We start from the raw sequence: 24,016 nt of genomic DNA on the forward strand, positions 1-24,016 counted from the left end.
ACCGCGTTACTCCCTATAAAAAACACGCTTAACACGCTGGGAAATACTGGTAAGAATCTCATACGGAATCGTTTTCAATTGTTCCGCCATATAAGTCACGGTCGGGCTTTCGCCAAAAATCACTACCGAATCTCCCTCTTTACAGTCAATATCAGTTACATCAACCATCAGCATGTCCATACATACACTTCCTAGGATGGGAGCTTTTTGATTTTTTATTGTAATGAAGCCAATACCATTTCCCCAATGTCTCGAAATTCCATCAGCGTAACCAATAGGGATTGTAGCAATTTTCGATTCCTTATCTGCGATAAATCGCCTTCCGTAGCCAACACTTTCACCCGATTGAATCGTCCTTATTTGAGAAATAATCGATTTTAACGTTCCCACGTTTTCCAAATATTTTTGCTCTTCGGCATCATTAGAAACGCCATAAAGACCAATTCCCAAACGAACCATATCAAACTGTGCCTCGGGAAAATTGCTGATTCCCGAAGTATTCAAAATATGACGAATAGGAGTAATTTGAAGTTCATCCATCAATTTTGAGGACAGTTTTTCGAATAACCCGATTTGGTATTGAACAAAATCTTTTTGCTGTAAATCATCGCTAGTCGCTAAATGGGACAGAATACTCTTTACTTTAACCGTTTGGTTTCCTTTCAAAGTGGCAATTAAATCATCAATCGTGTTTAACTCAAAACCCAAACGGTGCATTCCGGTATCCATTTTTATATGAATGGGAAAGTCTTTTAGTTTTTTCTGTTCCGCAATTTTCAGAAAAGCATTCAAGCCTTTCAGACTGTAAATTTCAGGTTCCAGCTGATGCTGAATAATTGCTGGAAAGCTTGTGTTTTCGGGATTCAAAACCATAATCGGCAATTTGATTCCTGCTGTTTTCAGCGAAATTCCTTCATCGGCGAAAGCCACACCCAAATAATCCACTTTGTGATGTTCCAATAGTTTTGCAATTTCAAATCCTCCGCTTCCATAACCAAATGCTTTGACCATCGCCATCATTTTGGTACCGGATTTCAGTTTTGATTTAAAGAAATTAAAGTTATGGCTTATCGCATTTAGATTGATTTCGAGAACCGTTTCGTGTGTTTTCTCAGCCAATGCCGACACGATTTCTTCAAATTGAAACGATCTTGCTCCTTTTATCAGAATGGTTTCGTTTTCAAAATTAAGCTGTTCCAACTGCAATAAAAATTCGTCGGTATCTTTGAAAAAGAAGGCATTGTCAAGTTTTGTTTTTAATGTCGAAACCGTTTCGCCGATTCCGATAAAACGACCGATGTTATTGGAAACTATCAGCTCGGCCACTTTAGAATACAGCTGTTCATTCGACAATCCGCTTTGGAAAATATCCGAAAGAATCACCGTTTTTTTCTGATGCTGTTTTTGACTTTCCAAAAAATCCAAAGCTATTTTCAATGACTGAAAATCGGAACTGTAACTGTCGTCAATCAGACTGCAGTTGTTGATTCCCTTTTTCACTTTCAGGCGCATTTCTATCGGAAACAATAATTCGATTCGGCTTTGAATCGTTTTAGCATCGTATTCCAAATACAGTAAAACCAAAAGACAGGAAATCACGTTTTCGACAGATGCATCATCCACAAAAGGAATCTGCAAGGTCGAAATATTCCCTTTATAGGTATATTCAATAAGAGTATGATCGAGTGAATGTTCTTTTTTGGCTACAAAAACCGTAGCGGTTTTATCGGTAAAAGACCAAGAAATAGCCTCACTCCGCCCCTCTCCAAAGGAAGAACTTGATATGAAATTATCTGTTAACTCATTTTTTTGATAAATCACCACTTCGGAATTTTGGAAAAGCAACATTTTTTCCTTGATTTTTTCCTCCAGATTTTCAAAACCTTCATCGTGCGCAGAACCGATATTAGTAAGGATTCCGATCGTTGGCCGAATGATTTTTTCGAGTTTATCCATTTCTGAAACCGTCGAAATTCCAGCTTCGAAAATTCCAAGATTATGCTGTTCATTAATCGCAAGCACAGACAAAGGCACACCTACCTGCGAATTATAACTTTTCGGACTTCGGATGATATTATAGTCAGGACTCAGCAGGAAATTGAGCCATTCCTTCACAATGGTTTTGCCGTTGCTTCCCGTCACGCCGATAATAGGAAACGAAAAAAGACTTCGGTAATAGGACGCCGTTTGCTGTAAAGCTTCAAGGGTATTTTTGACAACCAAAAAATTGGCTTTTCCCTCAAAACCATCTGGAATATGGGTCACCACAAAATGACGAACGCCTTTTGCAATTAAGTCTTTTATATAAATATGGGCATCGTGATTGCTTCCGACTAATGCAAAAAAGAGTGTTTTTTCGTTGTTTTGCAGGGAACGGCTGTCGATGGAGATAGTATCAATTTCAATAATATCCTGAATGTCGATTGTTTTAGCATCCAGAATTGAAATGATTTTTTTTAAGGATAAATTCATTTTGAAGAAGATTTAAAAATTGTAAAACACATTATTTTGTTCTTTTAATTTTTAAAGGTTCTTGCCGGCAATCAAAGATATCGACAATTTCAACTAAGTTTATTTCTAAATCTACATAATAAACTATCTTATGATTTCCACATAAAAAATAACGAAATTCTTGTTCTCTATTTACTAAAAGCTTTTCTTTTTGACCTATAAATGGGTACTTCTCAAGAATAAGTACTTCTTTTGAAATTTCTTTTACTTTATTTTTTGCAGTTTTTAAATTGGATTTGCTTTTATAATATAAAAATATTTTTCGCAATTCATTTTTGGAATATTCCGTCCAATTTAATTTTAGCTCCATTTTTCAATCTCTTTCAATAACTCGTTTGCTTCAATAACTCGTCCATTTTTTGAATCATCCATTGACTGGTCAATTCTACTTTCAAACTCTTCCATTGTCATCGGCTGGAAATTGATGTCTTCTATTCCGCTTTTTTTATTTTTTAACAATTTTTCTAAGCGGGAAATCATTTCCTCACTTTCAATTGAAAGAAATTCTTGAACAAATGCTATTTTTCTTGCTTGTAAATCCATTGCCGTTAATTTTACATCAAAGTTAAAAAAAATAGCAATGGAATAGTCCTTATTTTAGAGTTTTATTAAGTTAAAAAAACCTCTGAAATCATTACCAGAATTTTAGATTTTTTACTCCTTTTGATTTTTATTAAAAAAGAAAATTAATCGGCGATTAATCTAAATTTTACAGGTTGAAAAAATATATTGGAATTTTTCTCAAAATAAATTCCGTTTTCTTTTTTATCTAATTTTACTTGATAATTATGAATTATGGCAGTTTGTGCAATCACATTTACTGTATAAGTATCTCCAATTTTGTTTACTTCGGATATATCCTGAACAATACCATTAATCACAACCGATTTAGGAATAACAGCAGTATTATTTAATTCAAAACTAACTACATATCCTTTCTCGCTATTCCTGTTATAACTTTTATACGTTTGATTTTGAATATCTAAAAGTTGTCTGGAACAAGAGAAAAGAAAAAGAATTCCGAAAGAAAATAATAAAAACACGGCTTTTGAAATACTATTCTTCATACTTTTAGAGTTTTATATCTACAAAGCTAACTTAATTTAAACATTGAAAAAACAATGAGATTAAAATATATTATTCCAACATTAATTCTAGGATTGGTCTTTACAGCTTGCAGCAAGGATTCTGACTCTAATGAAACAACAGCTACCAAACCAGACGAGATTAACAACTTTGTTTGGAAAGCGATGAATTCCTGGTACTACTGGCAGCCCAACGTTACCGATTTGTCCGACAGCAAAATCACTTCTACCGCAGCATATAACAATTTTATTAACGGAAAAACTCCCGATGCGCTTTTTTATTCACTCCTGTATCAAAGAGGAACTGTCGATCGATTTTCTTGGATTGAAAACAGTAATGAGGTAGTGTATGCTACAAAAATTGCAGAAGTCGAAAAAAATGGTGGTTTTAGCTATGGAATTTATCCTAAAGACGCATCCAGTATAAATATGGTAGCCTTAATCAACTACGTTGTGCCTGGCTCACCATCAGCTTTGGCAGGATTGAAAAGAGGCGACGTTATTACAAAAATAAATGGAAGCCAGCTAACTTCAAGCAATTATGACCAGCTGGAAAACACACAAATCACAATTACTCTGGCAGCAAGCGTACAATTTACAAGCAGCAGTTTGGTAACCACAGACAAAGCAGGAACTGTGACTGTAACCAAAACCGAAATTGACGAAAACCCAGTTGCTTATTACGAAAAGAAAATATATGGAGCGAAGAACATTGGTTATCTGGTTTTTAATGGTTTCAAATCAGATTATAATGATGAACTCAATTTGGCTTTCGCTAAAATGCAATCGGATGGAATTAACGAATTGGTTTTGGATTTAAGATACAATGGAGGAGGCTCAGTAGAAACGGCAATTGCTTTGGCGCAGATGATTAACGGCAGTTTTACCAATAAGCCTTATATTTATTTGGACTTCAATGATAAACACAATAGTGAAGATGGCTATGAAAATCTTTCGGAAAAAGTGAAAATTTTTAACTTAGTTGATAATCAGCCAACTTTTCAGAGAGAAGAAAGTATAAACAGCCTCGCTTTGACAAAAATATATGTGCTGGTAAGTTTTCAAACTGCTTCTGCGAGTGAGCTTACGATACAATGCTTAAAAAAATACATCAGTGTAATAACAATAGGTGAAGAAACAGTTGGCAAATTTGTAGGATCTAACACACTATACGATTCTCCTGCTTATGATTATACGTCCTATACTAATCGAAGTACCAAACACAAATGGCAATTGCAGCCCATTACCTTTTCATATTATAACAAAGATAAAGATGCAAATCCAGCGAATATCACACCCGATTACGAAATCAATCCTTATAGCATTTTCTTAAATCTGGTTGAATTTGGAAACGTAAAAGATCCTTGTTTAAAGAAAGCCATCGAATTAATTACGGGCCAGACTTTGCGAACGACAGCAAAAAACACCGATCTCTCTTTGCCTTTTAAAATTGACAATCTTACTGCATTTAACCCTACAAATACAGCCAAAGGTCTATATATCGAAGATTTTAAAAGGCTGAAAAAACAATAAATAATTTCAAAGAGAATCTATTTTTTAAAAAAATACCCCCTTTCAAAATTCAAAGATTCGAAAGGGGTTATTATTTTAATTCTTTTCCTCGTCTTTCCGCATGGCATGATAATAAGCGGCACGGCTCAAAGGCTCATACTCCTCGGTTTCACCAAGCATTACGAGTTTATCATTATCGGTTTTTCGAAAACTGTAATGGGCTAAATTTCCGGTTCGGGTACATACTGCATGTACTTTGGTTACATACTCAGCCGTAGCCATAAGTGCGGGCATAGGACCAAAAGGATTTCCTTTAAAATCCATGTCCAAACCGGCTACAATTACACGAATCCCCTGATTGGCAAGATCATTGCAGACCGTCACGATTTCGTCATCAAAAAACTGGGCTTCATCAATCCCGATTACATCACAGCCTTGTGCCAAAATAGCAATATTAGCCGCTGCAGGAACTGGCGTTGAACGGATTTCATTGCTGTCATGAGAGACTACCATTTCGTCATGATAACGGGTATCAATGGCGGGTTTGAAAATTTCTACTTTCTGCTTGGCAAACTGAGCCCGTTTTAATCTACGGATAAGTTCTTCGGTCTTTCCCGAAAACATTGAGCCACAAATGACTTCAATCCATCCAAACTGCTCTTTATGATTTACTGTGTTTTCGAGAAACATTTTGTTTTTTTCTGCCTTAAAAAATGAATAGTTTTTATTACTTTGTATCGGTAATAAATCAATTGGGTAAATTTCTGTTTTACCTCGTTTCAAAAGTAGATAATTTTTATCAATTCGAAAATCTGAGAAGTCTTATTTCAATAATAAAATTGAAAAAGAAATTTAACCCGCTTCATCGATTACCAGCAAAGAACAATTTATATAAAGCCACATATTCATATAATTTCAAAAGTTATGCAAAAAAAACTAGAAGCCGATTTAATCAGCATTGCTCATAGAATTTTACAACTTAAAAATAAATCAGACATCAATCAGCTTTATTTGGAAACACAAAAATTATATGAAAAATTAGCTGTTTTACGATTTGTTGAAGAGCATTTTGGAGATCCAAAACCTACCATTGGTCAAGCTGAAGTTGTAGAGAAAATGAAAGAGTTTTTTGAAAACATGGCTATACCGGAGTTTCAAAAACCAATTCCGGTCAGTGAACCAATTATAGAAGAAACACCTATAACTGAGAAAATAAAGGACAAAACTGTTGAAATTGAGACTGCAGAAGTTGTATCTCCTGAACCAATTGCAGTTGCCGAAGAACCTGAAATTATTGTTTCTGAAATTATCGAAAAACCAGCACCAATTGAAGAGCCAGTCGTTTCTGAAAAAATGGCATTTGAACCAATTGTTGACGCTATAGAAACCATAATACCCGAAACTCCAAAGAAAAAAGAAGCCGTTCAGATTTCGTTTGATGATCTTCTTGGAGGCCACTATACCGATCCTGATTTTGTAAAAGTTTCAGATAAAAAACAAGAGCCGGAAGCTATCAAAACTGTTCCTTCTTTTCAGCTTGAAAAAGAACCAATTTTATCCGCTCCGCAAACTAATTTCGAAAAAGCTGAACCTAAATCAGCTACTTTGAATGAGAAGCTGGCAAAAGAAATTACCATTGGCCTAAACGACCGAATTGCATTTGTAAAACATTTATTTGGCGGAAGCAATGAAGATTATAACCGTGTTCTTAATCAGCTGATAACATTTGACACTTTTCTGGAAACTAAAAGTTTTATCGATGAAATGGTAAAACCGGATTACGATAATTGGGAAGGAAAAGAAGAATATGAACAGCGTTTTATGGAAATCATAGAGAAAAAATTCTTGTCGTTTTAAAGGCATTTGGTTCAAAATATTTTATTAAATCCCTTCTTTAAACAAGAAAAATGTCAAAATTATATATCGTACCCACTCCTATCGGCAACCTCGAAGACATGACTTTTCGGGCTATTAGGATTCTTAAAGAAGTAGATCTAATCCTTGCCGAAGACACTCGAACGAGCGGGAAACTGCTCAAGCATTTTGAGATTGGCACGCACATGCACAGCCATCACATGCATAACGAACACAAAACAATCGAAAATTTGATTTCGAGATTAAAGGCAGGAGAAACCATAGCCTTAATTTCGGATGCAGGAACACCGGCTGTTTCCGATCCTGGTTTTTTATTGACTCGTGCCTGTATCGAAAACGGAATTGCGGTGGAATGTTTACCTGGCGCAACGGCTTTTGTTCCAGCATTAGTCAACAGCGGACTGCCGAATGACAAGTTTGTTTTCGAAGGTTTTCTTCCGGAAAAAAAAGGAAGACAAACCCGATATCTAGAACTTGCCGAAGAAACCCGAACAATGATTCTGTATGTTTCGCCTCATAAATTGGTGAAAACCTTAGCTGAATTCGTTACTTATTTTGGCGAAGACCGGCAAATTTGTGTTTGTCGTGAATTGTCCAAACTGCACGAAGAAAATCGTCGCGGAACGGCTCGTGAAGTCCTGACACACTTTGAGAAAACAGCTCCTCGTGGTGAAATTGTTGTAATTGTTGCAGGGAAACCAATTGTAAAAGAAGCCAAAAAAAATAAATTTCAGAAAGAAGAATAATATGAAAATATTAAAAATCATATGTTTTTTTCTTTGGATCCCATTAGTTTCATGCGACCCCTATACAGGTTCGTTTGTTGTAAATAGTAGTAATCAACAAATTACAGTAGATATTAAGTATAATCAGAATGACGAAATGATTAAAAAAAATATCAAAAGTTATAATGGGTTTGAAGAATTTGTAAAGTTTATTCGAGATTATAATAGCTCAAACGGAAATTTAATTAAAATGGATTCGTCTAAATATACTGTAACTATTAAGTTGAATAAAAAAGACACATTGCAAATTTGGGGAGGAATTCGTCAGTCAAATGATTTTGATGAAATTGAAGAAATCGTTATCCGTTCGAATAAAAAACAAACTACAATAAAGGGAGAAGATTTTCAAGATATTTTTGATAAGAATGGTTCATTTTACATTTACACAGTTGAATAAATTTTTTCCATTTTAAAACTATAACCGAAAATTAAATAAATACATAATGAGCATTACATCTTTTTTAGACAAACTAAAACAAAACCCAACAGCCAACACATTTGCAGAAACAATTGCAGTAATAGAGGAAAATTACAATTTTACCCCTACCGCTTTTCAAAACGGAGACACGCATAATGAAGCAGGAACCAATTCAGGATCTTGTAAATTATTTTCTTTTGCGCTGTTGCAAAAATTATCCGTTGAGGAAACATTGGCTTGTTTTGGAGCGTATTATTTTGAAGAAACTTTGGGAGACCCAAATGGTACTAATCACCAAAATATCCGCAACTTTATGAAAACCGGCTGGGATGGAATTAAATTTGAAGGTAAAGCATTAGAACTTAAATAATTTTAAAATTGTAGCTTTTTTGATTCATTATGTGTGTTTTTAATATATATTGAATCAAAAAAGTTACAATTTGAACAAAACAATCTGATTGTCAATTTGCTCTATTTGATTGTTTTATATTTTACTTTTGTCTCAATAATTTAAGAAACAATTGTCGTCTGTTTTGATTTTAAAAAATTAAATTCGTATCCTAAAAATTGTTGCTAGAATACACTTGATTTTATATACAATTTATCAAACCTCCATAAAAAATGCGTTGGACAATTAAGCCAAAACCTTCAGAAGAAAAAATAAAACACTTAGCTCAGGCTCTTAACATAGAAGACTTTGTCGCCACTTTACTAATCCAAAGAGGAATTGAAACTTTTGAGCAGGCCAAACAATTTTTTCGCCCAACGTTAGACGATCTGCACGATCCTTACCTGATGAAGGATATGGACAAAGCTATCGAACGCATCGAAAGAGCAATTCAAAATCAGGAAAACATACTCATATTTGGCGATTATGATGTTGATGGAACGACGGCTGTTTCGCTGGTTTCGTCCTATTTGAAAAGCTATTACCCAAATATCGCTACTTATATTCCCGATCGATATGATGAAGGCTATGGAATTTCTTTCAAGGGAATTGACTTTGCCGACGACAACGGATTTTCATTAATCATAGCTTTGGACTGCGGTATAAAATCAATTGATCATATCGCTTACGCAAAAGAACGAAACATTGATTTCATCATTTGTGACCACCACAGACCAGGAGAATTTTTACCTGAAGCAGTTGCCGTTTTAGACCCAAAACGCGAAGACTGTAATTACCCTTATGACGAATTGTGCGGCTGTGGAGTGGGTTTCAAGCTTATTCAGGCTTTGGGTGCAAATAGAAACCAAACTATTGAAGATTTAGTATTATATCTTGATTTAGTAGCCACTGCCATTGCTGCAGACATTGTTCCCATGACTGGTGAGAATCGTGTTTTGGCCTATTTCGGATTACAGGTAATCAATACACAGCCAAGACCCGGAATTAAAGCTTTAATACATCAGATAAAAAAGAAAACACTCGATATTACCGATGTTGTTTTTATAATTGCCCCTCGAATCAACGCTGCCGGACGTATCAAACACGGTAATCATGCCGTTGAATTGTTAACCGAATTTAATTTTGAACAGGCACAGCAATTCGCTTCCGAAATTGAACAATACAATTCGGATCGAAAGGATTTAGACAAACAAATCACTAAAGAAGCACTCCAGCAGATTACCCAAAATCAGGAAGAAAAAAACTTTACTTCGGTAGTTTTTCAAGAAGATTGGCACAAAGGCGTGATTGGAATTGTGGCTTCCCGATTAATTGAAACTTATTACCGCCCTACGTTGGTTTTTACAAAAAGCGGGGACAAATATGCCGCTTCTGCACGATCTGTAAAAGGTTTTGATGTGTACAATGCGCTCGAAGCCTGTTCGGAACATTTAGAACAGTTTGGAGGACATATGTATGCGGCTGGTATGACTTTGGCAGCAGAAAATTATCAAATCTTTAAAAATGCATTTGAAAAAACAGTGCAGGAAACCATTCATCCCGATCATTTAACCCCAGAAATCACCATTGACGCCGAAATTAATTTTGCAGACATTTCACCAAAATTAATCCGGATTTTAAAACAATTTGAACCTTTTGGCCCTCAAAATATGACGCCTGTTTTTTTGACAAAAAAAATAAAAGATACAGGTTATGCCAAAACATTAGGATCCGAGGACGAACATTTAAAACTGTTTGTAAAACAAAACAACTCCGAAGGTTTTGCTGCAATTGGCTTTGGGTTGGGAAATAAAAAAGATTTAACTAACAGTCAGCAGGAATTCGATGCCGTATACTGTATCGATGAAAATGAGTGGAATGACAAAGTGAGCATTCAATTGCGATTGAAAGATATTAAATAGAAAAGATTATGAGTAAGAAGAAAAATGATCCTTATGCAGCCCTGCGCTATAGAGAATTTAACGTGTTTTTATTATTGCGTTTTGCTATGGTTTTTGCGTGGTCAATGCAGTTTATCATCATAGAATGGGAAGTATATAGTTTAACAAAAAGCGCACTTTCGCTGGGAATGATCGGATTGATGGAAGTGATTCCGGCCATTGGAATGGCATTATTTGCCGGTCATATTGTAGATCAGAAAGAGAAAAAAGGAATGCTTCTTAAATGTATTCTAGGGTTTTCAATCATAAGTTTTGGATTATTTTTACTTACTTGTCCAAAAATTGTGAGCGGATGGTCTACCAATGCGATTTTGTATTCTATTTATTTTTTGGTTTTTCTAGGCGGATTGGTTCGGTCTTTTCTTGGGCCGACAATCTTTTCTCTTTTGGCATTGATTGTTCCTAAAAAAGCTTATCCGAATGCTGCTACCTGGAGCAGTTCGGTTTGGCAGATTGGATCTGTGGCGGGACCTGCTGTGGCGGGATTTTCGATTACCTGGATTGGAGTTCATTGGTCTATGTGTTCTATTTTTGCCTGTTCCGTTTTTGCTTTATTGATTCTAACACAAATTTCCAAGAAGCCTATTTTAAACACAAAAATCGGAGAGCCAGTGATGGAAAGTTTAAAGGAAGGAGTGAAATTTGTTTTTACCAATAAATCTATTTTGGGAGCATTGACTCTCGATATGGTGGCAGTTCTTTTTGGCGGTGCAGTGGCATTACTGCCTATCTTCGCACAGGATATTTTAAAAGTAGGTCCCGAAGGTTTTGGTATTTTAAGAGCTGCTCCGGCTGTAGGTGCATTGCTGACGATGTTCGTTTCTACTCATCTGCCTTTTTACAAAAACGCAGGAATTAAGCTTTTGGCTGCTATTTTTGGTTTTGGTATATGTATTATTGTTTTTGGGCTTTCAACCTGGTTTTGGTTATCTGTTTTTGCTTTGTTTATGAGCGGTGTTACCGATGGTTTTTCAGTAGTGATCCGCCAGACGATTTTACAGCTAAAAACTCCGGATCATATGCGAGGGCGTGTATCTGCAGTGAATTCGATATTTGTGGGTTCTTCGAATGAATTAGGCGCTTTCGAAAGCGGATTGACAGCAAAGCTTATGGGAGCTGTTTCGGCAGTTGTTTTTGGAGGAAGCATGACATTGTTGGTCGTAATCTTTACAGGACTGAAACTACCAGGATTTAGAACGCTGGATTTACAAAAAGACTTGGAAGAGCACGAAAACCATAAATAATTAAAAAAAAGATTCAATACAATACATTAAAAAACAAAATAGCTTCTCTTTTTAAACAAGGATTAAGTCCCATTCACTTAAACCAAGGCATAATTGTATCGGGGACGCTTTCGATAATTTCAATTTTAGGTGTCAGCACTTTTCTCCTGACTGCATTATCCATTAAAAAGAAATTGAATCTGCCAATAATGATTGCTATTAGCTATTTGATGTGGCCAATACAAATCTTATTGATAATTCCTTTATAAAAGTTAGAAAATTTATTTTTTCGGTGCCGTAAACTCATCATACAGCACAAGAAATCATCAATTCTTTTTAAAATATTTTTCCCCAGACACTAAACTCTCTTTCTTTTGAATTACTGTGCGGTTTAGAAGGCTGGCGGCCGACGGCAGTTCCTATTCCTGTCGGGTCTATGGAGTATCTCTTTTGTTTTTAAAGAAGAATTGATTTAGCGGTTAGTTATTCCACAGGAATGCAAAAATCAACAATAGCTATTTTTTCAGGATGCTCATTAAAGTTGTTGTGATAGATTTCAAACGGATTTCGGTCTGCTTTCTTAAAACCATTTTCGTTCATCCAAATAAAAAGACCAGTCCAAGCTTTTTCAAATTCATGAATTCCAATTTCAAAATGCCCCACAATACATTTTCCTTTTTCGATTGCTGTCAATCCAATTTCGCCATCCGCTTTGATTTTTTCTTTTAAAATAAGACAGGCACTCATTCTGACTTTATTAGGATCGGTAATTTTAAAACTATCGTGATAAATAGTCAGCATTTTAGAACCTTCTTTCAAAAGACCTTTAGGAATTGCCCATTTCATTAATCTGCCGTAAGCATTTCCTAATCCTTCGTGACCAATTTGAGTAATAAAAGCCAAATCCAGTTTTGGCATTTCTATAATTTCAATTTTTGCATTCATTTTAATCCAATTAATGTGGTTCATAATGCTGCAAATATATTCTTCAAACAATCCATTTTCTTGTCCATTCTTGCTTTCTGCTTCTCGGATCTTGCTAAATTTACTGCTAGATTTTCGAAAATCTGAAGGACTGATTCCGTAAAATTTTTTGAATGTTTTTGTAAATGAGGAATTGCTGTTGAATCCATACTGAAGCGAAAGTTCAGCTATGCTTACGTTTTTTTGATGCAAAAGTATCGATGCCGTTTTTTCAATTCTTTTTCGGGTGATGTATGCGTTTAAAGTTTCATTTGTTATCGCTTTAAAAATCCGATGAAAATGAAATGGAGAATAAGCTCCGGCGCTGGCAACAATTTCTAAAGATAAATCTGAGTCCAGATTGTCATCTATGAACAGTAAAATGGTGTTTATCCTTTTTATATAATCTTCGTTCATTCTTTAATTTCTAAACTTTGATGTTATTTAAAGTAAAAACTAAATATCCTTAAAAAGACTTATATCGTCAAAGGCATTTATTCGAATTTTTTCACTTCAAATGTTTCTCCATCAAAAACACCATAAGTAAAATAACTAATCCAATCACCCAGATTAACATATTCTGAGTTTTCACCTACTGTTTTAATCATTGGCAGATGGCGATGTCCAAAGATAAAATAATTATAATGCTTAGTTTCTAATTTACGCTTCGCATAAAGTATAAGCCATTCATTTTCGTCACCAAGAAATTTGACATCAGCCTCGCCGGAAATCAGTTTGTTTTTCACTGAAAGATATTGTGCCAATTTAACTCCAATATCCGGATGAAGCCAGCGATACAGCCATTTTGAAAATGGATTAGTGAATACCTTTTTCATTCGTTTGTATCCTTTATCGCCAGGACCTTTTCCGTCGCCATGACCAATCAAAAAGGTTTTATTGTTAAAAGTAAATTCTTTATTATCGTGGTAAACAGGAATATTTAACTCTGTTTCAAAATAATCAGACATCCATAAATCATGATTTCCTACAAAGAAATAAATCGGTATTCCGCTGTCACGGATTTCGGCCAGCTTGCCTAAAATACGGACAAATCCTTTGGGAACGACAGTTTTATATTCGAACCAAAAATCAAATAAATCGCCCAGTAAAAAAATAGCTTCCGCATCTTTTTTTACTTCGTCTAGCCAAGCGACAAATTTTTGTTCTCTTGGAAAACTTAATTCAGGTGTTGGCGCACCAAAATGCTGATCGGATGCGAAGTAAATTTTTTTATTATTGGATAACTGCATGAATTACTTTGTAGATAAATTATTGATTGTCACTTGCAAACCATTCAGCAAAAGATGACTCGGTTTCCTGCAGTTTCAAAGAAAAAAGTTTAATATTCGAAGGTAATCTTTTGATAATTCTTTGCGAAAAATCAACTACCATATTTTCACTTGTAGGCTGATAATCAACCAATATTACATGGTGACCGCGATCTTTTAATTCATTAGCCAATTCAATATGAGGAGTAGTTTCATTAAAAACAGTCGCATGATCAAACTGATCAACAATCTCTTCTTTTACTATCTTTTTTAAATCCGAAAAATCAATGACCATACCAAACTTTACGTTATTACGATCAGTAATTGGTTTTCCAATAACGGTAACAGATAATTTATAACTATGGCCATGCACATTTTTACACTTCCCGTCGTAACCATACAAAGCGTGGCCGGTTTCAAAATTAAATTGTTTGGTGATTCTGATATTGCTCATTGAAGTTGTATTTTGGGTGCAAATTTAATGAATTCACACGAGAAATGGTCATTAAAAAGAGGGTTTCAGTCACTACAAATCCATAGGCCCTGATCGAAACTCCATCCTTTTTATAAAGCAATTTTTCTTTCCTTTATAAAAAGATACAGCGGAAAGCAGGAAATCGAAGATTCAACAAAGTTAAACAGCTCCTAATAATTTGCAAAATATTTCGATTACAGTAAATATAATTGTTATTTTGTAAAATAAAATTTTAGCACATTATGTTCAAAAAACATTTTAAATATATTCCTTTTTTGCTTCTGATTTTTTTTATAAGCTGTGCCAAAAGAGGTTCTATTACCGGCGGCGCGAAAGACACCATTGCACCTACTTTGAAATCCAGTTACCCCGAAAATTATTCTATTAAATTTACCGGGAATAAAATCAAACTTACTTTTGACGAAAATATCAAACTTAAAAATTTAAATAAGCAATTGATTGTTTCGCCTCCTATGAAAAATGAATTACTTGTTCTTCCTACGACGGCCTCGAAAACATTAACAATTACTATTAATGATACTTTGGCACCAGATACTACTTACAGCATGAATTTTGGCCAAAGTATTGCCGATAACAACGAGGGCAATCCCTACAACCAGTTTAAATATGTGTTTTCGACGGGAAATTATATTGATTCACTAGCTCTTGGCGGGAGAGTAAAAGATGCTCATGAGAAAGAAGTGGCTTCGTTTGTTTCTATTATGCTTTATGAAGCAAACGAAAAATTTAATGATTCGACTATTTACAAAGAAAATCCGCGTTACATTACCAATACTTTGGATAGTTTAAAAACGTTCCGATTGGAGAACTTAAAAGCTGGAAAATACTTTCTGGTTGCACTTAAAGACAATAACAGCAATAATAAATTCAATCCAAAATCGGATTTAATTGGGTTTAACAAAGGCATTGTAACGATTCCAAATGACACCGTTTTTGAGTTGGAATTATTTAAAATGACATTACCATTTAAAGCAATTAGACCCACTCAGGCATCTGGAAACCGATTAATAGTAGGTTATGAAGGAAGTTCTGGAAAGAATAGTGAACTGGCAAAACTAACTTTGAAAAATCATAACGAAATAGTGCCGGCTATTATTACTAAAATGGGTAAGAAAGACTCTCTGCAGGTTTGGTATAAACCGCTGAAGACTGATTCTCTCTCAATGCATATCGAAAAAGGTAAATACTCGAAAGACTTCTCTTTTAAAATTAAAAAACAAAAAAACGACACGTTGAGCATCAAAGCCCTGCAAGCTGGTTCACTTAATTTTAGAGACCGATTTACATTGGAATCCAGTCTTCCTCTTATTAATTTTGACAAATCTAAAATGACGCTTACAGACAAAGATTCAGCTGCTGTGCCTTTTACTACAGCTTATGATGAGTTTAACCAGCAGTTATATGTTGATTTTAAAATCGATGAAGCGCAGAAATATAATTTTAAGATGATGCCGGGCGCTGTTACCGATTTTTTTGAAAAAAAGAATGACACTTTAGATTTTAAAACAGAGACTCGAAATTTTGCTGATTACGGAAACATCATTCTTTCTTTAAAAAATGTAAATCGCTTTCCGGTTATTATCGAACTGACCAATGATAAAGGAGATATTATAAAAGCAAGCCAATATACTGAAGGAAAAACCGAACTTGAATTTAATTTGCTAGAACCCGGCGTATATGGTGTTAGGGCAATTTATGATGACAATAAAAATAAGGAATGGGATACCGGAGATTATCTTGAAAAACGACAAGCCGAAGAAGTTGTTTATTCTAAGGATATAGAACTTCATGCTAATTTTGATCAGCAGGAAACCTTCGACTTAAGTATTCCGTATACTCCAGAACCCAAAAAGAAGAAACCTAAAGACGCTGACAAGAAGAAAAAGAAATCAGCTTTTTAGCGTGAAAGCATCACGGTCATTTAAAAAATTGAATTTTTTTCTGGCCAGAAGCAGTTCAGCTTTATTCAATTCGAGTTTAAAAACGCCTTCATTCTCTACAGGTTCTAAAATATAATTTCCCAAGAAATCAACCGCTTGGGAATGTCCGTTGTGTACAAATTTATTATCATCTTCCCCAACCCTATTAACTCCAATAGTATAACTCACATTTTCTATGGCTCGTGCTTTGAGTAAAGAATCCCAGGCATTTATCCTTATTTTTGGCCAATTGGCAACATAAATTAACAAATCATATTCTTCGACATTTCGGGCAAAAACTGGGAATCGTAAATCATAGCAGATTAACGGACAGATTTTCCAGCCTTTATATTCAACAATTAATTTTTTATTGCCTGCAGTGTAGATTTCGTCTTCACCTGCCAGTGTAAATAAATGCCTTTTATCATAAAACTGGATTTCACCAGATGGAAAAACAAACAACAATCGGTTATAGAAATTATCGTTTTCTTTGATGACTAAACTTCCCGTAATCGCTGATTTTTTGGCTTTCGCCAATGATTGTAACCACAAAACCGTTTCACCCTGCATGGTTTCGGCAACTGCTGATGGATTCATCGTGAAACCCGTCGAGAACATTTCAGGAAGTACAATCAAATCTACTGTTTCATCAATAGCATTGATTTTTTTTTCGAAATGATTTCGATTGGCTTGGGGATTCTCCCAAACTAATGCAGATTGCAGGATAGCTGTTTTCAACTTTAGGATTTTATTCAAAGATAAAAAACACTTTTCATTTATCTCTCAACCCAAATTTTTTTTTGATTCGCAGCTACTATCAGGGAAAACCCCTAGATGAAAAAATCAATAATTACCCTGACAATTAAATTATTAAGTAGTACTAGCTTGCCATGGTAAATAAGAATTTATTAATTCTCTTTTTTCAAAACAGTATCAACAAAAAAATGTACACAATGAAAACAAAATTTAAAACAATCTTCTTTATTCTAATAGCTTTCCCTTTTATACTAATCTCCTGCTCAAGTGATGACGATTCTACTCCTTCAAATTCAAAAGCAACAGATGTTTACATCGTAGGCATTACTCGAAATAGTGCCAACAAAGCCATTCCAACCATCTGGAAAAATGGAGTCCCAACAATCTTGCCCTCAGATACAAACATCAATACTACGGGCTTTAAAATAGCTGTAAGCGGAAATGATGTTTATGCCATAAACGGAAACTTTGACGAAACAAATGCTATTATATTGTGGAAAAACGGAATCTCAAGTGTTGTGGCACAAAATGCCATTGCCGAAGATTTAATAGTCGAAAACGGTGATGTTTATATCTTAGGCAGAATCGGTAATTCTTTCAGATATTGGAAAAACGGAGTAGAGACTATACTTACTAATGGGCTAAGTAACAACTTTGTTAGTGATATGGTAGTCATCAATGGTGATGTTCATATTACAGGCTCTGAAAATAATGGAGCTAAAAACGTGGTAAAATATTGGAAAAATGGAGCCGCAACCACTGTCTCAAATCCTAATCTAAGAGCTTTTGCCAATGGAATTGATGTAAATGGAACCGATGTTGCCATTCTGTTTCGCGAATTGACCGCTGAAAACACCTATACTCTAAAAGTTTGGAAAAACGGAACCATTACTACTCTTGAATCTGGAATACATAATGATTTTAGTATTGGACGAGGAAAAATAGTAACTAGAACAAATACCATTTTTGCCACAGCGCATTTAGCTGTTAATAATGAAAACAGCAAAATTGGGTTTTGGAAAAATGGTTTAAAAACAAATTTAACCTCAGGAATCACTTCTTCCTCACCCCTTGACATGGAAGTTATAGGGGATGATGTCCACATTATTGGTATCGAAAGAAATCCTGGCACAAATGGAAGGTCAGTGTTGAAATACTGGAAAAACAGTCAAGAAACTGTTTTAACATCTGATGCTGATGGCAATATCTTCAATCCTGCTATGGCCATTTCTAAAAATGGCGATGTACATATTACAGGTAAAAACAAATATTTTCTGAATAACACCCCAACAATCCTGCCTGGAACTAATCCTGAAGCCTTTGATGTTTTTGTAGTGAATTAAAAACATAAGGAAAAACATCCTCTTCTAGCTGTAAATTAATAAAAGTAACTTATGAAAACTACAACTATACAACCCTTTTTTCTTTGTATTGTATTCTTGTTTTTATCGGCTTGTAATGAAACCAATTCGCAAAACAAGAAATCCAAACCATTGACCCAAACCAAAAAAACAATGGCAGCCAGCGGTTTATTTACAGGAAACTATGCAGCCTCCTATGAAAACGCAGCTATCTCGGCAGAAATGACAGAAAATCAAAATGTTGTGCGAGGGTTTTTTTATATGGATGGTGTAAAAAATGAAATGATTGCCATAAGTGATCGCAATACTATGAAAGGAAAACTGAAGGACAAAAGCAAAAACATTCATTATGATTTTTCGGCAGTATTAAAAGATAGTGTGCTTCATTTTTCCATCACTTTCCCAGAATTAAACAATCAAGTTATTGCTCTTATTTTAACCAAGCAAAGCAGTTTAACTACGATAGAAAATGCACCAATTTCAAATTCTAAACCGAGTGCTACAATTAATTCAAAAACAAAAGACAGACGGCTTATTGGTACTTGGCGCTATACCGAGGTGCTAAGCAGTGGCGGTTATGGCAGTAATTATACTTCATTAGCAACGGATTACTTTATACAATTCAAGCCCAATGGCGAATGTCTATCTTGGACAGGAAGTAGTGCCGGAGGCTCAAGCGATGCCACTATAGAAAGCAGAGGCACTGGTAATGTAACCAAAGAAGGATGGTATACAGAAGGTAAGAATGTGATTTTTTATGACCTAAATACCAATGAGGAAACAAGCATTCCTTTCCTGGCAGACGAAAACAGATTCCTGCTCAAAGGAGGAAGCACAAAAATATACCAACGCGTAAATTAATTTAAAAAAAACATTATGAAAAATTTAAACCAACTCACAATCACAATTTTATTTGTAATAATTGGAATACCTATTTGTATAGCACAGCCAATATCTCCAAAAAATCAAAAATATTTAATCTTTAAGAAAAACCAACTCAATAAATCCAAATTAACCAAACCGCTTATTAACAAATCAATTAGTTTATCTAATAACGCCACTGAAGTAGTTGATTTGTCCAACTTTGCTAAATTTCCAGAAGAAAAAAAACAGGTATTCACAGCAAAATTAATAAACGGAAATTGCAGTGCTTTACCAGTAAATTACAAATCATCACAGCAAGAAATAGGATTGTTTTTCCCTCCTACCGGCTATTCTCAGTCTATTTATCCGGGTGCTATATATCGATTTAGCACACTAAAAAATTTGGCTCCAACTCCATACACACGTTTTACAAGAAGGAGTGCAATGAACTTGAATACTGACATCTTTGATCCCAATATAATTGAAAGTAATGCTAGTGAAACTATAAGCCAATTTGATTATGGAACTATCAGTAACAAATGGAAAAATATGTTGGCTAAGTACATTAATGGGGTCACTCCTGCCAATGTCGTCACAGAGATTTCATTAATAGAATCCAGTAAACAATTAAACAGTTTGCTAAATACGGCTTCGAGTGTGGATGTTGGTGCAAAATTGCAAGTTCCATTACCGAATATTCCTGTATCCGTAAGTGCCTCTAATACCGTTTCGGTTCAAAATACTACAACCCAAAATAATTCTTCTACACTTGAAAAAAACAGCGTGATTATTAAAATAAAACAAGTATTTTATTCTTCATCTGTATCTTATATCGATTCAGGCGATATTAGTGTATTTCCTGGTGTAAATCCAGCAGAATTAGAAGAAGATTTGGTTTATATAAAAAGTGTGGACTACGGCCAGGAATTTTACATTGTTGTAACTTCTGATTATTCTAAAGAAAGTATTTTGAATGCAGTTATGGATAAAGTATCAACCAAATCAGAATTAGGTGCCTCTGTAACAGGAATTCCTGTATCTGGAAGTGTGAATGTTGGGACATCAAATGAAACAAAAAGTAGTACCGAAAGTATTTTAAGTTCAGGGTCAACAACTGTAAAAACCTTTCAATATGGTGGAGCACCTATTGATTTAGGTCAAAAACTGGAAGACGTACTAAATAATTTGAAAAGTAAACTTGACCTTAAATTTAGCAAAACAAATATTGGAGCTCCTTTGAGCTATACACTATGTTTTGTAAAAGACCATACACCAGTATGGATTAATACGGATTTGAGTTATGCCACAACAAATTGCGGAATCAGTTTAGCCAACAGACTTTATGAAGTAAAGCTTATTTTGGAAAAATTAAATGCAAAAAAAGTAGTTGACAATGACAATACCGAAGATTTATACGGAAATTTAAAATTAGATTCTTTCAAAACAAATGGAATAACAAAAATTACGAATTATACATTTTGGGAAAGAAAAGGAGAAACCTATGACACCAATTCAGCAAAAGGAGTAACATCTGCATATAATGGAACGGATACTAAAATAAATTCATCAAAGGTTTTGCTTTCTAATTGTACCAATGGCGATTTATTAGCAAGTAGCATTTTCATAGAAGGACAGTTATATGACAAAGACCTGATGAATCCGAAATATGTTTGTAAAGAATGTAATGGAGGACCAAGAGAAATTAATCTTAGTGCTTATGCCAACCAAATAAATGCATTACTACCAAATGAAACCAAAAAGTTAAAAATAGGTGATGACTCCTTTTTTGAATTGAATTTTTTCGAAAACGGAGATAAAAATAGTTCGCATATTAAAACCTATTGGTCAATTGAGGTCACTGCAAAATAATTTTTGATTTGCTACTTCAAATTTAAAATAGCTGCAAATTACTTTTGCTAGCAATTTGCAACTATATTTATTAATAACTTTAGAAAAAAAATATCAAATGCAAAGGCATTATTTTTTCATCATCATCTATCTGTTTTCTTTCTGTGCCATAGCTCAAAAAGACAGCTTAACCATCCAAAAAATAATGGATGAAGCGTATTCTTTTGAGCAAAACCAACCTCAAAAAGCATTGCGATTGTATACCAAAAGTCATCAATTAAGTTTGAAATCCAACTACAGTGATGGAGCTTACAAATCCCTATTATACAGTGGAATAGTGTACAGTAATATCGGAAAATATGACTCCGCACAATACTATTACAACAAATGCATCAACTATTGTAAAAAAACAAAAATTCTTATAGGAGAAGCAAAAGGATATGCCAACTTAGCCAATATGCATCAATATAAAGGAGATTATTCTAGGGCTGTCAAAAATTATTTAGCCTCTATTAAAATATTTGAAAAAACAAAAGATAGCAGTATAATCAGCCAGAGCTATCAAAATCTTTCAGCAATATATACTCAATTCAAAAACAAGGAATTGGAATTTTTTTATTTAAAAAAAGCAGAGCAATTTGTTCCAAAAACAAATGCAGTGCAATTAGCTTTACTGTATGGAGATATTGGCCTTGGTCATATTAAATATAAAAATTTTGTCGAAAGTTTTGATTATTTCAAGAAAGCAGAAACTATTGCCCTCAAAGAACAAAACAATGAATTATGGTTTTATGTCTATCGTAATTTTGGAGAATATTATAGATTAAAGAAAGACTACACAAAAGCAATTCCATATTATGAAAAAGCTTTCAAATTAGCTGATTCATCGGTCGATATTATAAGAAAAGCAGATTTGATATACATTGTAAGTGATGTATATTTAAAACAAAAAAACTATACTAGAGCATTGGAGTTGGCCAATCAATCCTTAGAACTCTCCAAGAAAATAGGTTCTGGTGAATTAGAATATAAATCCTTGAAACGTCTTTCTGATATTCATAATAAACTGCATCAACCCCAAAAAGCTTATAATTATTTAGAAGAGAGTTATATACTTATGGATACTGTTTTCTCTCAAAACCATGTAAAAGAAACTACTTTACTCCAAACCAAATTTGAAAGTGAAAAAAAAGACAAATCAATTGCAGAACAACAAATAATGCTCAAACAGCAAGAGTTGGATTTAATCAAAAGTAACAAAGAAAAACAACTGTATTTTATCGCTTTTATAGCATTGGTTGTCATTTCTATTGGTATTTGGTATTTCTTTAAACAAAGACAGAACATCAAAAACAAAGAAATACTCGCCTTACAACAACAACAAGAAATCAATACACTCGAAGCCCTGATGGACGGGGAAGAAAAAGAGCGACGCCGTATTGCTCAAGAACTTCACGATGGACTCAATGGCGATTTATCTGCAATAAAATACCGATTATCCACATTAGAAGAAGCTGGACTAAGCCCAATAGATGCCGATAATTTGAACAAAGTCATTGATATGATTGACGAATCTTGTGCGCAAGTTCGGAATATTTCACATGATTTAATGCCTGCTTCAATTCTGGAATACGGACTAATTGAAACCATAAAAGAGTATTGTTTCAAGATTAATAGTTCCAAAAAAATCAAAATTGATTTTCAATATTTTGGCAATTATATCGCTCTCGCCAAAAAAAATGAGACTGTTATTTATCGTATCATTCAAGAAATGGTAACCAATATGCTCAAGCATTCTAAAGCCACTGAAGCGATGATCCAATTCAATTACAGAGAAGAGGAACTTTTTATTACCGTTGAAGATAATGGTATTGGTTTTGACAAAAATGCAATTACTGAAGGAATAGGTCATAAAAACATCAAAACCAGAGTTGCCTTTTTGAATGCACAATTAGACAGTAACAGCTCCGATTCAGGAACTTCCTACACGCTTTCCATCGACTTAAACAAAACGAAATGATCCCAGTAGCCATCACAGACGACCACACAATTGTAATCGAAGGCATCAAAACAATGCTGAAATCTAATAAAGAAGTCGAAATTGTACAATCTTTTGAAAACCTAAAAGATACCTTTGAGCATCTGGATGCTTCAATTGCTGTTTTACTTTTGGATATAAACCTTCCTGATGGAAATGGAATCAATGCCTGCAAAGAGTTATTGAAGAAACATCCAAATCTAAAAATTATAGCCCTCACAAATTTTGAAGACAGTTTGTTTATCAAACAGATTTTAAAAAATGGTGCTTCTGGTTATTTGCTGAAAAACACTAGTAAAACAGAAATGATAGAAGCCATTAAAGAAGTAATGGAAGGCAAAAGATACCTCCCTAAGAGAATAAGTGAGATATTATTAAATGATTCGATAGGTTTAGAAACCTCTAGCTATTTTATCCCAAAACTAACCGCAAGAGAAAAAGAAATTTTAAATCTCATTATCCAAGAATACACGACAGAAGAAATGGCAACAAAACTATTCGTAAGTGCTAAAACAGTGGAGTCCCATCGAAGTAATTTGATTCAAAAATTGGGAGTAAAAAACACTGCTGGTCTAGTTCGAGTCGCTTTTGAGAAAGGCTTGATATAACAAAGTGCCCATTTCTCAGATTTTGCTAAATTAGTGAGTATTGAATTAAGGCGGTTTTCATACTAAAAAATTAGCCACGGATTATACAGATATGACAGATTCAGACAGATTATATACATCATTTACTAACTTTTGCA

General features: G+C 34.3%; 22 protein-coding genes. 13 read left to right on the forward strand and 9 right to left on the reverse strand.

Translation table 11 applies throughout. From position 1 onward, the window contains the following. Positions 1 to 6: 6 nt before the first annotated feature. The 4 genes from IRZ80_RS05005 to IRZ80_RS05020 all read right to left on the reverse strand — a co-directional run bounded on the left by IRZ80_RS05005 (position 7) and on the right by IRZ80_RS05020 (position 3,578). Entirely contained in the window at positions 7 to 2,472 is a 2,466-nt protein-coding gene (locus IRZ80_RS05005) for a bifunctional UDP-N-acetylmuramoyl-tripeptide:D-alanyl-D-alanine ligase/alanine racemase (protein WP_194640462.1), read from the reverse strand. Positions 2,473 to 2,503: 31 nt separating this feature from the next. After that, positions 2,504 to 2,821 (reverse strand): type II toxin-antitoxin system RelE/ParE family toxin, encoded by a 318-nt coding sequence (locus tag IRZ80_RS05010; protein ID WP_194640463.1) that lies wholly within the window; start codon positions 2,819 to 2,821, stop codon positions 2,504 to 2,506. Further along, positions 2,812 to 3,054, reverse strand: coding sequence for a hypothetical protein (locus tag IRZ80_RS05015; protein ID WP_194640464.1), 243 nt, complete (start codon positions 3,052 to 3,054; stop codon positions 2,812 to 2,814). The genes IRZ80_RS05010 and IRZ80_RS05015 overlap by 10 nt, the downstream gene beginning before the upstream one ends. Positions 3,055 to 3,197: 143 nt before the next feature. Then, positions 3,198 to 3,578, reverse strand: a complete 381-nt coding sequence (locus IRZ80_RS05020; RefSeq protein WP_194640465.1) for a hypothetical protein — start codon at positions 3,576 to 3,578, stop codon at positions 3,198 to 3,200. 54 nt (positions 3,579 to 3,632) lie between these two features. Here IRZ80_RS05020 and IRZ80_RS05025 point away from each other — a divergent pair, with 54 nt between their 5' ends. Further along, a complete protein-coding gene (locus tag IRZ80_RS05025) occupies positions 3,633 to 5,129 on the forward strand; it encodes a S41 family peptidase (RefSeq protein ID WP_194640466.1) in 1,497 nt (498 codons plus the stop codon). A 75-nt stretch (positions 5,130 to 5,204) separates the two neighbouring features. On the opposite strand, the gene IRZ80_RS05030 is transcribed toward IRZ80_RS05025, so the two are convergent. Next, complete coding sequence (locus tag IRZ80_RS05030; RefSeq protein WP_194640541.1) at positions 5,205 to 5,798, reverse strand: thymidine kinase; 594 nt, start codon at positions 5,796 to 5,798, stop codon at positions 5,205 to 5,207. Between the two features lie 234 nt (positions 5,799 to 6,032). On the opposite strand from IRZ80_RS05030, the gene IRZ80_RS05035 reads away from it, so the two are divergent. The 6 genes from IRZ80_RS05035 (at position 6,033) to IRZ80_RS05060 (ending at position 11,779) form a co-directional block, all read left to right on the forward strand. Continuing rightward, positions 6,033 to 6,965, forward strand: a complete 933-nt coding sequence (locus IRZ80_RS05035) for a hypothetical protein (protein WP_194640467.1) — start codon at positions 6,033 to 6,035, stop codon at positions 6,963 to 6,965. A 50-nt stretch (positions 6,966 to 7,015) separates the two neighbouring features. Further along, positions 7,016 to 7,729 carry a 16S rRNA (cytidine(1402)-2'-O)-methyltransferase gene (rsmI, locus tag IRZ80_RS05040; RefSeq protein WP_194640468.1) on the forward strand — a complete coding sequence of 238 codons (714 nt, stop codon included), beginning with the start codon at positions 7,016 to 7,018 and terminating at the stop codon, positions 7,727 to 7,729. A gap of 1 nt (position 7,730) precedes the next feature. After that, complete coding sequence (locus IRZ80_RS05045; protein WP_194640469.1) at positions 7,731 to 8,165, forward strand: hypothetical protein; 435 nt, start codon at positions 7,731 to 7,733, stop codon at positions 8,163 to 8,165. A 46-nt stretch (positions 8,166 to 8,211) separates the two neighbouring features. After that, the gene (locus IRZ80_RS05050; RefSeq protein ID WP_194640470.1) at positions 8,212 to 8,556 is read left to right on the forward strand and encodes a HopJ type III effector protein; all 345 of its coding nucleotides are present in this window, start codon (positions 8,212 to 8,214) and stop codon (positions 8,554 to 8,556) included. Between the two features lie 251 nt (positions 8,557 to 8,807). Then, positions 8,808 to 10,496 carry a single-stranded-DNA-specific exonuclease RecJ gene (recJ, locus tag IRZ80_RS05055; protein ID WP_194640471.1) on the forward strand — a complete coding sequence of 563 codons (1,689 nt, stop codon included), beginning with the start codon at positions 8,808 to 8,810 and terminating at the stop codon, positions 10,494 to 10,496. An 8-nt stretch (positions 10,497 to 10,504) separates the two neighbouring features. After that, positions 10,505 to 11,779 carry an MFS transporter gene (locus IRZ80_RS05060; RefSeq protein WP_194640472.1) on the forward strand — a complete coding sequence of 425 codons (1,275 nt, stop codon included), beginning with the start codon at positions 10,505 to 10,507 and terminating at the stop codon, positions 11,777 to 11,779. A 462-nt stretch (positions 11,780 to 12,241) separates the two neighbouring features. On the opposite strand, the gene IRZ80_RS05065 is transcribed toward IRZ80_RS05060, so the two are convergent. The 3 genes from IRZ80_RS05065 to IRZ80_RS05075 all read right to left on the reverse strand — a co-directional run bounded on the left by IRZ80_RS05065 (position 12,242) and on the right by IRZ80_RS05075 (position 14,443). Next, positions 12,242 to 13,138 carry a GyrI-like domain-containing protein gene (locus tag IRZ80_RS05065; RefSeq protein WP_194640473.1) on the reverse strand — a complete coding sequence of 299 codons (897 nt, stop codon included), beginning with the start codon at positions 13,136 to 13,138 and terminating at the stop codon, positions 12,242 to 12,244. A gap of 77 nt (positions 13,139 to 13,215) precedes the next feature. Further along, complete coding sequence (locus IRZ80_RS05070; protein WP_194640474.1) at positions 13,216 to 13,971, reverse strand: UDP-2,3-diacylglucosamine diphosphatase; 756 nt, start codon at positions 13,969 to 13,971, stop codon at positions 13,216 to 13,218. 19 nt (positions 13,972 to 13,990) lie between these two features. Beyond that, positions 13,991 to 14,443, reverse strand: coding sequence for a 6-pyruvoyl trahydropterin synthase family protein (locus tag IRZ80_RS05075; protein ID WP_194640475.1), 453 nt, complete (start codon positions 14,441 to 14,443; stop codon positions 13,991 to 13,993). A gap of 263 nt (positions 14,444 to 14,706) precedes the next feature. Here IRZ80_RS05075 and IRZ80_RS05080 point away from each other — a divergent pair, with 263 nt between their 5' ends. Next, positions 14,707 to 16,386 carry an Ig-like domain-containing protein gene (locus tag IRZ80_RS05080; protein WP_194640476.1) on the forward strand — a complete coding sequence of 560 codons (1,680 nt, stop codon included), beginning with the start codon at positions 14,707 to 14,709 and terminating at the stop codon, positions 16,384 to 16,386. Here IRZ80_RS05080 and IRZ80_RS05085 read toward each other — a convergent pair. Next, complete coding sequence (locus IRZ80_RS05085; RefSeq protein ID WP_194640477.1) at positions 16,375 to 17,142, reverse strand: amidohydrolase; 768 nt, start codon at positions 17,140 to 17,142, stop codon at positions 16,375 to 16,377. The genes IRZ80_RS05080 and IRZ80_RS05085 overlap by 12 nt on opposite strands. 215 nt (positions 17,143 to 17,357) lie before the next feature. Between IRZ80_RS05085 and IRZ80_RS05090 the strand changes: the two genes are divergently transcribed. The 5 genes from IRZ80_RS05090 to IRZ80_RS05110 all read left to right on the forward strand — a co-directional run bounded on the left by IRZ80_RS05090 (position 17,358) and on the right by IRZ80_RS05110 (position 23,879). Continuing rightward, positions 17,358 to 18,503 (forward strand): hypothetical protein, encoded by a 1,146-nt coding sequence (locus IRZ80_RS05090; protein ID WP_194640478.1) that lies wholly within the window; start codon positions 17,358 to 17,360, stop codon positions 18,501 to 18,503. A 51-nt stretch (positions 18,504 to 18,554) separates the two neighbouring features. After that, positions 18,555 to 19,382 carry a hypothetical protein gene (locus IRZ80_RS05095; protein ID WP_194640479.1) on the forward strand — a complete coding sequence of 276 codons (828 nt, stop codon included), beginning with the start codon at positions 18,555 to 18,557 and terminating at the stop codon, positions 19,380 to 19,382. A gap of 15 nt (positions 19,383 to 19,397) precedes the next feature. Beyond that, complete coding sequence (locus IRZ80_RS05100) at positions 19,398 to 21,254, forward strand: thiol-activated cytolysin family protein (RefSeq protein WP_194640480.1); 1,857 nt, start codon at positions 19,398 to 19,400, stop codon at positions 21,252 to 21,254. 97 nt (positions 21,255 to 21,351) lie between these two features. After that, positions 21,352 to 23,253 (forward strand): histidine kinase, encoded by a 1,902-nt coding sequence (locus IRZ80_RS05105; RefSeq protein ID WP_194640481.1) that lies wholly within the window; start codon positions 21,352 to 21,354, stop codon positions 23,251 to 23,253. Then, positions 23,250 to 23,879, forward strand: a complete 630-nt coding sequence (locus IRZ80_RS05110; RefSeq protein ID WP_194640482.1) for a response regulator — start codon at positions 23,250 to 23,252, stop codon at positions 23,877 to 23,879. The genes IRZ80_RS05105 and IRZ80_RS05110 overlap by 4 nt, the downstream gene beginning before the upstream one ends. The last annotated feature ends 137 nt before the right edge of the window (positions 23,880 to 24,016 follow it).

Origin of the sequence: Flavobacterium sp. HJJ (genome assembly GCF_015351475.1) — a bacterium.
GTDB classification, from domain to species: domain Bacteria; phylum Bacteroidota; class Bacteroidia; order Flavobacteriales; family Flavobacteriaceae; genus Flavobacterium; species Flavobacterium marginilacus.